This is a genomic window from Collinsella sp. UBA1693, assembly GCF_002320115.1.
In the GTDB taxonomy this organism is placed as follows: Bacteria; Actinomycetota; Coriobacteriia; order Coriobacteriales; family Coriobacteriaceae; genus Collinsella; species Collinsella tanakaei.
On record NZ_DCJT01000013.1, the window covers coordinates 317,807 to 323,970 of the forward strand.

Annotated in this window: 5 protein-coding genes and 4 tRNA genes; all 9 read left to right on the forward strand. The window is 60.3% G+C overall.

Going from position 1 to position 6,164, the window contains the following annotated elements:
• Positions 1-28: 28 nt before the first annotated feature.
• Positions 29-520, forward strand: a complete 492-nt coding sequence (gene ispF / locus B3H65_RS10405; RefSeq protein ID WP_286685158.1) for a 2-C-methyl-D-erythritol 2,4-cyclodiphosphate synthase — start codon at positions 29-31, stop codon at positions 518-520.
• Positions 521-604: 84 nt separating this feature from the next.
• Positions 605-2,077, forward strand: coding sequence for a cysteine--tRNA ligase (cysS, locus tag B3H65_RS10410; protein ID WP_286685159.1), 1,473 nt, complete (start codon positions 605-607; stop codon positions 2,075-2,077).
• Positions 2,078-2,344: 267 nt separating this feature from the next.
• Positions 2,345-3,313 (forward strand): 23S rRNA (guanosine(2251)-2'-O)-methyltransferase RlmB, encoded by a 969-nt coding sequence (gene rlmB, locus B3H65_RS10415; RefSeq protein WP_286685160.1) that lies wholly within the window; start codon positions 2,345-2,347, stop codon positions 3,311-3,313.
• A gap of 3 nt (positions 3,314-3,316) precedes the next feature.
• Positions 3,317-4,036, forward strand: a complete 720-nt coding sequence (locus B3H65_RS10420) for an NYN domain-containing protein (protein ID WP_009141993.1) — start codon at positions 3,317-3,319, stop codon at positions 4,034-4,036.
• 178 nt (positions 4,037-4,214) lie between these two features.
• Positions 4,215-4,289 (forward strand) — tRNA-Thr (locus B3H65_RS10425).
• A gap of 466 nt (positions 4,290-4,755) precedes the next feature.
• Positions 4,756-4,837: transfer RNA gene (locus tag B3H65_RS10430), tRNA-Tyr, on the forward strand.
• Between the two features lie 11 nt (positions 4,838-4,848).
• Positions 4,849-4,924 (forward strand) — tRNA-Thr (locus tag B3H65_RS10435).
• Between the two features lie 3 nt (positions 4,925-4,927).
• Positions 4,928-5,004 (forward strand) — tRNA-Met (locus B3H65_RS10440).
• Between the two features lie 95 nt (positions 5,005-5,099).
• A partial coding sequence (tuf, locus tag B3H65_RS10445; protein WP_286685161.1) for an elongation factor Tu occupies positions 5,100-6,164 on the forward strand: 1,065 nt, incomplete at its 3' end.

Below are 6,164 nucleotides of genomic sequence, written 5' to 3' on the forward strand. Positions count from 1 at the left end.
TATCAACCTAATGGTCAAAGGGGAGCATATGGCATCTAACCTGCGTATAGGACACGGCTACGATGTCCACCGCCTGGTCGAGGGGCGCCGCTGCATCATCGGCGGCGTGGATATTCCACATGAGAAGGGCCTGCTGGGTCATTCTGACGCGGACGTTTTGACGCATGCGCTTGCCGACGCCATCTTGGGCGCGGTGCGCGGGGGCGACATAGGCAAGCTGTTCCCGGAGACCGACCCCGCCTACAAAGACGCGGACTCGCTCAAGCTGCTGGCAGCCGTTATGGATTTTGCTCGCGAACGTGGTTTCGAGTTAGTGGACGCAGATTGCACCATCGCCTGCGAGCAGCCAAAAATTGGCCCGCATCGCGAAGCCATGCGCGCGAACCTCGCGGCCGCGCTCGGCGTGGATGCATCGTGTGTTGGCGTGAAGGCCACCACTACCGAGCGCCTGGGCTGGGAGGGCGAGGGCCGGGGCATAGGTGCTTGGGCCGTGTGTCTTATGGAGCGATGTCGCGACTAGCCGTCTCATCCTATAACTCCCTTAGTCATTTCAGCCAAAACTCGTCCAAAAACGCGGGCAGAAGATAACGAAAGAGGTTTATTCATGCGCATCTACAATTCGCAGACCCATAGCAAGCAGGAATTCACCCCCATCGAGGAGGGCAAGGTCCGCATGTACGTGTGCGGCCCCACGGTGTATGACAACATCCACATTGGCAATGCGCGCACGTTCATCAGCTTCGACGTGATCCGCCGCTGGCTTATCTCGAGAGGCTTCGAGGTAACCTTTGCGCAGAACCTTACCGATGTGGACGACAAGATCATCAACCGCGCCAACGACCAGGGCCGCAGCGCCCAGGAGGTGGCAGAGGAGTTCTCCAATAAGTTCATCGACGTTATGCGCCGCGCCAACGTGCTCGATCCGGATGTTCGTCCCCGCGCCACCAAGGAGATCGGCCCCATGATCGCCATGATCAAGACTCTGATCGAGCAGGGGCACGCCTATGCCGCGGATAACGGCGACGTCTACTTTGCCGTTCGCAGCGACCCGTCCTATGGCGAGGTCTCCGGTCGCAAGATCGATGACCTTATGGTGGGCGCGCGCATCGAGGAGAACGAGGACAAGCGAGATCCTTTGGACTTTGCCCTGTGGAAGGCCGCCAAGCCCGGCGAGCCCAGCTGGCCGTCGCCCTGGGGCCAGGGCCGTCCCGGTTGGCACACGGAGTGCGCGGCCATGGTCCATCGCTACCTGGGCACCCCCATCGACATCCACGGCGGCGGCTCGGACCTCGCCTTCCCGCATCATGAGAACGAGTGCGCCCAGGCCACCTGCGCCTGGCACCAGGGCTTTGCCAACACCTGGATGCACACCGGCATGCTGTTGGTAAACGGCGAGAAGATGTCCAAGAGCCTGGGCAACTTCTTTACGCTGGACGAGGTTTTGCAGAAGCATTCCGCCGCGGCCCTGCGTCTTCTCATGCTGCAGACCCACTATCGCAGCCCGCTGGACTTCTCTTGGGAGCGCTTGGAGGGCGCGGAGAACTCGCTGGCTCGCATCGCCGGCACCTGCCGCAACCTCAAGTGGGCCGCCGACCATGCGGAAGGCGAGCCGGACGCCGCGCTGGCAGACGAGCTTACCGCCGCTATGGAAAAGGCGGGCCGCGAGTTCGAAGCGTGCATGGACGATGACTTCAACACCGCAGGCGCCGTCGCTGCCTACTTTGAGCTGGTCACCCAGGCCAACAAGTACCTTGAGCAGGCTGCGGGTGCCGTGGACGAGACCGTAGCGCGCGTGTGCGCCGGGGCCATCTCTGGTACGCTGGCCATGCTGGGCGTAAAGCTGCCCGTGATCGAGGAACCGCTGCCCGTGGGCCTTCTGGGCGTTGCCGCCGGTCTGGTGGGCTACACCGGCGATGATGTGGATGAGGCTGCCGAGAAGATCTTGGAGGCCCGTGCCGCCGCCCGCGCCGCCAAGGACTGGGCTACCGCAGACGCCGTGCGCGACCAGCTGCGCGACATGGGGCTTATGATCGAGGACACCGCTGCCGGCAGTCGTATCAAGCACATCGCTTCCTAGGGCGCTCCACCTTACCCTTCAATCGTCGATCGGCGCCCTTAGGCGTCCTCCCTCCTCTTTCAGGGCAATTTGGGGCACCCTGGAAACCGATGATCGACGTCTAGGGCGACCTACTTGGCATCTTTACCGCTGGCTTCTTGCTTGACGAGCGTTTTGCACCGTACGTGGAATCTCCCGCGTGCGGTGCATTTTTTGTTGCGAATGATGGTGGCGGCGCATTTGGATGTGACAATGGTGCGGAAAGAACCGTACCGAGGAGGGGCCGCGATGGCTGAGAAGAAGCGCGTGCAAAAGCGCGACGGTGCGCAGGGCAAGGCCAGGCGCACGGCAGAGAACCGTTCTAAGACAGGGGCGGGCAGGGGCCAAAAGCCCCAGGCCCAGCAGCAGCGCTCCCAGCGTTCCGCTGCGCGCCCGTCTTTGGCCCGCGCTTCGCAGGAGCCGCAGCGCCGCGATACCCAAGCGCCGACGGGTAACTTCATCGAGGGCCGCCGCGCCGCGTTCGAGGCGTTGCGCACGGGCTTTCCCATCAAGCGCGCGCTGATAGCCCAGGGTGTCGAGGGCGAGCCGGCTATCCGCGATCTGGTCGCGGGCCTTGTCGATGCCGGGGTTGCGGTCAAGCAAGTGCCCCGCGCGCAGCTCGATGCCCTTTCAAGCCACGGTGCCCACCAGGGCATCGCGCTGGAGGTGGACCGCTTTCCGTACGCGGACCTTGCCGACATCATCGAGCGCGCGGGCGAGGGCCCCGCGTTGGTGCTGGTCTTGGACCACGTGACGGATGCGGGAAACTTCGGCGCTATCGTTCGCTCCGCAGAGGTTGTGGGTGCTGCGGGCGTGGTGATCGCCAACAAGCGCGCCGCCGAGGTGACGGTTGCCACCTATAAGACCTCTGCCGGTGCGGTCATGCACCTTCCCATCGCCCAGGTCCCCAACATCGCCCGCGCATTGGACGATCTTAAAGCCGCCGGCTTTTGGGTGGGCGGCGCCTCCGAGCATGCGGACGATATCTGCTGGGATGCCCCCTTTGAGGGCCGCGTTGCGCTGGTGATGGGGTCCGAGGGTGACGGCATAAGCCGCCTGGTGCTGGACAAGTGCGATTTCCTTACCAAGCTGCCGCAGCTGGGCGCAACCGAGAGCCTCAACGTCGCCCAGGCCGCGACCTCTTTGTGCTTTGAGTGGCTCCGTCGCAATTACGCCGCCGTTGCCGACCGCGCCGCCGGTGCCACGACGGGGGAGTAACGCATGACCAAGAAGAACCGAGCCAAGTCCAAGGCAAAGCGCTTTGGCGAATCGTCCGTGCGCGAAACGGTGCAGAGCTCTACTTATGGCGTAGGTGGCGTTTACGGTGCGCCTGGATCCTATTCGCCCGGCAACGCCTTTGGCGGCCCCGGCGTACCCCCGCGCGGCGTCAACGCTATGGGCAAGAAGGAGCTGTTGGTTGTTGACGGGTACAACATCATCCATGCCACTCCCAAGTACGAGCGCCTCATCTACGATCGCTCGGATGAACCCTATACCAGTGACGTGTTCGATTCCGCCCGTATGGCCCTAATCGCTGATGTCGCCGCCTTCGCCCAGGGTAGCTACGAGGCGGTCATCGTGTTCGACGGCGCCGGCAACGTATCGCCCGATCGCCCCAACATTTCGCAGGCGGGCATCCGGATAGAGTTTTCACCCACGGGGGTTTCTGCCGATACCGTGGTGCAGCAGCTGTGTAATGAGGCTCGCGAGGAGGGGCGGGCGTGCTCGGTAGTCACCAGTGACGGAACCATCCAGGCAACCGTTATGGGTAAGGGCGTTACCAGGATCTCGGCGCGCATGCTGGTGGAGGAGATCGACACCATCGAACGTGAGTTTCAGGCGATGCGCGATGAAGAGCCCGCTATGAAGCTGACGCTTGGCAGCAGGTTGTCGCCCGAGACGCGCGCCAAGCTTGATAAGCTGCGGGGTCGCGTAAGGTAGCTAACGCGTAGCTGGTCCTCGTCCAAAGGTATTAAGCGCGGACGAGTATGGTGGGGGTGCGCTGAGTTGGGGCTACCGCGTTGATCCATGCGTGATTTGCGAAGCTTTGACGCTTCGCTCTTGCTCGATAGCTCGGCATTGAGTATCCTAAATGAGCTTTGCGCGATAAGCCCAGAGCGCCAGCGTGGCTCAACGGTAGAGCAACTGATTTGTAATCAGTGGGTTGCGGGTTCGATTCCTGTCGCTGGCTCCATAGAAATTAGCAGGTCAGAGTGTATTTGCGCTCTGGCCTGTTTGTTTTTAGGCGGAGAACGCCAAAAGCTGCGATATGGCCATGCTCAACATAAATGAGAGATGAAACCTGTTTGCCCACCGGCAAGAGGGCGGAAATATCTTCTCTAATAGGGATTTTCCCATGGTGCATCAATATAGGAAAGAAGCGGAACCCACTTTGCAAAGATCAATAGAGGTAAATCCTGGTTGATTCGGCAAGAATTCGAAGCGATTTGAGACTTTTTCAAATTGATAGCATCGGAAAAACTAAATGAAAGACTTTAGCTAAGCGAATCATATCATGCAAAATAAGAAAGAGATAGATACGCCCGGGCGCGTGTATTATAGATTTCTGGTTGACACTAAACCGTGATGCGGCGTAATATTCTCCCTGCTTGAAGACGACAAGCCGAACAGCAAGTCTGAAATCAAGCGTACGAACGCAAGGGAGTTTGCCCGAGTGGTTAATGGGGACGGGCTGTAAACCCGTTGGCTATGCCTACATAGGTTCGAATCCTATAGCTCCCACCCGTTCGTCTGCCTGTATAGCTCAGTCGGTAGAGCACTTCGTTGGTAACGAAGAGGTCACCAGTTCAAGTCTGGTTGCAGGCTCCAGTCGGCGGTGTAGCTCAGCTGGTTAGAGCACACGGTTCATACCCGTGGCGTCACTGGTTCGAATCCAGTCACCGCTACCAGGTAACTAGAGTGGCTCATTCGGGAAACCGGGCGGGCCACTTAGGGTTAAGAAGGCATAGTCCCATCCGGGGACCACCTTTAAGGAGGAGGCTTTATGGCCAAGGAAAAGTTTGAGCGTACTAAGCCGCATGTTAACATCGGCACCATCGGCCACGTCGACCACGGCAAGACTACGCTGACGGCAGCCATCACCAAGGTTCTCTCCGAGACCGAGGGCTGCAAGGCTGACTTCACCGCGTTCGAGAACATCGACAAGGCTCCCGAGGAGCGCGAGCGTGGCATCACGATCTCCGTCTCCCACGTTGAGTACGAGACCGCTTCTCGCCACTACGCTCATGTTGACTGCCCCGGCCACGCCGACTACGTCAAGAACATGATCTCCGGTGCTGCCCAGATGGACGGCGCTATCCTGGTTATCGCTGCTACCGACGGCCCCATGGCTCAGACCCGCGAGCACATCCTGCTCGCCCGTCAGGTCGGCGTTCCCTACATCGTCGTCTTCCTGAACAAGTGCGACATGGTTGACGATGACGAGCTCATCGACCTCGTTGAGATGGAGACCCGCGAGCTCCTCTCCGAGTACGATTTCCCGGGCGACGACATCCCCGTCATCCGTGGTTCCGCTCTCGGCGCTCTCAACGGCGAGGAGAAGTGGATGGACGCCATCCGCGAGCTCATGAACTCCGTTGACGAGTACATCCCCGCTCCCGCTCGTGACAACGAGAAGCCGTTCCTGATGGCTGTCGAGGACGTCATGACCATCTCCGGCCGTGGTACCGTTGCTACCGGTCGTGTCGAGCGCGGCGAGCTCAATCTCAACGACCCCGTTGAGATCGTCGGTATCAAGGATACCCAGTCCACCGTTGCTACCGGCATCGAGATGTTCCGCAAGATGATGGACAAGTGTGAGGCTGGCGACAACGTCGGTATCCTGCTCCGTGGTATCAAGCGTGAGGAGATTCAGCGCGGCCAGGTTCTCTGCAAGCCCGGTTCCGTTACCCCTCACACCAAGTTCACCGGTGAGATCTACGTTCTGACCAAGGAGGAGGGCGGCCGTCACACCCCGTTCTTCGATGGTTATCGTCCGCAGTTCTACTTCCGTACCACAGACGTGACCGGAAACTGCGAACTGCCGGAAGGCGTTGAAATGGTAATGCCG

Excerpts from the sequence above, each read along its gene's own strand:
- ispF (WP_286685158.1), top strand. The coding sequence starts at position 29 with ATGGCATCTAACCTGCGTATAGGACACGGCTACGATGTCCACCGCCTG.
- cysS (WP_286685159.1), top strand. The coding sequence starts at position 605 with ATGCGCATCTACAATTCGCAGACCCATAGCAAGCAGGAATTCACCCCC.
- rlmB (WP_286685160.1), top strand. The coding sequence starts at position 2,345 with ATGGCTGAGAAGAAGCGCGTGCAAAAGCGCGACGGTGCGCAGGGCAAG.
- B3H65_RS10420 (WP_009141993.1), top strand. The coding sequence starts at position 3,317 with ATGACCAAGAAGAACCGAGCCAAGTCCAAGGCAAAGCGCTTTGGCGAA.